This is a genomic window from Faecousia intestinalis (genome assembly GCF_040096185.1).
Classification (GTDB): domain Bacteria; phylum Bacillota; class Clostridia; order Oscillospirales; family Oscillospiraceae; genus JAZOXB01.
This window is the reverse complement of the sequence record NZ_JBBMFF010000003.1, coordinates 1-1348: the sequence shown is the minus strand read 5'-3', so window position 1 is coordinate 1348 and position 1348 is coordinate 1. Positions and strand designations below refer to the sequence as shown.

The following is a 1348-nucleotide window of genomic DNA, read 5'->3' as shown; positions in this document are numbered from 1 at the left end:
ATACGCATGACCCATGAGCAGATCGCCCAGCACATCAGCTCGGCGCGGGAGGCGGTGGCACGGATGCTCAAAAGCTTCTCGGAGGACGGGCTTGTGGAACTAAGACGCGGCGCGATTACGCTACGGGATAAGAACAGACTAAATTGCTTGAAATAATGTGACTTTGTTACAGAACGGAATCATAATTCTGATATAATGAAAGCAGAAAAGCTGAAAGGAGCATCGACCATGAAAGAAACGAAATACGCAGGTACTCAAACAGAAAAAAACCTGATGGCCGCCTTTGCCGGCGAGTCCGAGGCACGCAACAAGTACACCTATTTTGCCTCCAAGGCCAAGAAGGAAGGCTACGAGCAGATCGCGGCGTTGTTCCTCAAAACCGCTGATAACGAGAAGGAACACGCCAAGCTGTGGTTCAAAGAGCTGAACGGCATTGGCGACACCGCCGAAAACCTTCTCTCCGCCGCTGAGGGCGAGAACTACGAGTGGACGGATATGTACGACGGCTTTGCCAAAACCGCCGATGAGGAGGGCTTCCACGAGCTGGCACAGCGTTTCCGTCTGGTCGCTGCCATCGAAAAGCACCATGAGGAGCGTTACCGCGCCCTGCTGCGCAATGTAGAGACGGCGCAGGTCTTCGCCAAAAGCGAGGTCAAGGTGTGGGAGTGCCGCAACTGCGGTCACATCGTCGTGGGTGAGAAAGCCCCGGAGGTTTGCCCCGCCTGCAACCATCCCCAGAGCTACTTTGAAATTCACGCGGGGAATTATTAAAGAAAGAAAAGGAGAATCATCATGGAGCAGAAGTTTTATATTTGCAAGCATTGCGGTAACATCATTGCCAAGGTCAAGGACACGGGCGTTCCCGTCATCTGCTGCGGTGAGCCGATGAGTGAGATCGTTCCCGGCACCACCGACGCCGCCGTGGAGAAGCACGTCCCTGTCTGGACTGTGGAAAACGGCATCGTCCATGTCAAGGTCGGCTCCGTGGAGCACCCCATGCTGCCGGAGCACTACATCGAGTGGGTATCTCTCCAGACCAAGCAGGGCAATCAGCGGAAAGAGCTGCATCCCGGCGAAAAGCCGGAGGTCTGCTTTGCTCTCTGCGAGGGTGATGAGGTCGAAGCGGTCTACGCCTACTGCAACCTCCACAGTCTGTGGAAAGCGTAATTCACCTTCTTAAAATCCGGTGCTCAAAAAGCACCGGATTTTTTTATCAATGTAACCTCGTCACATAAAAAAGATTTGTCCTGCGGTATGATAAAGCCACAATCAAGAAAGAGGTGGCGAACATGAAAATCAAGCTCAATCCCGATCAGGAGATTGTCAATACCATCCGGGAAGGACTCAA

General features: G+C 53.0%; 3 protein-coding genes. All 3 read left to right on the top strand.

Translation table 11 applies throughout. The annotated features are described in order from the left end of the window. The first annotated feature begins 6 nt into the window (after positions 1-6). A complete protein-coding gene (locus WMO66_RS00025; RefSeq protein ID WP_349134359.1) occupies positions 7-156 on the top strand; it encodes a helix-turn-helix domain-containing protein in 150 nt (49 codons plus the stop codon). 72 nt (positions 157-228) lie between these two features. After that, on the top strand, positions 229-771 hold the full coding sequence (gene rbr / locus WMO66_RS00020; RefSeq protein ID WP_349134358.1) for a rubrerythrin: 543 nt from the start codon (positions 229-231) through the stop codon (positions 769-771). A 21-nt stretch (positions 772-792) separates the two neighbouring features. Continuing rightward, a complete protein-coding gene (locus WMO66_RS00015; protein ID WP_289051924.1) occupies positions 793-1167 on the top strand; it encodes a desulfoferrodoxin family protein in 375 nt (124 codons plus the stop codon). The last annotated feature ends 181 nt before the right edge of the window (positions 1168-1348 follow it).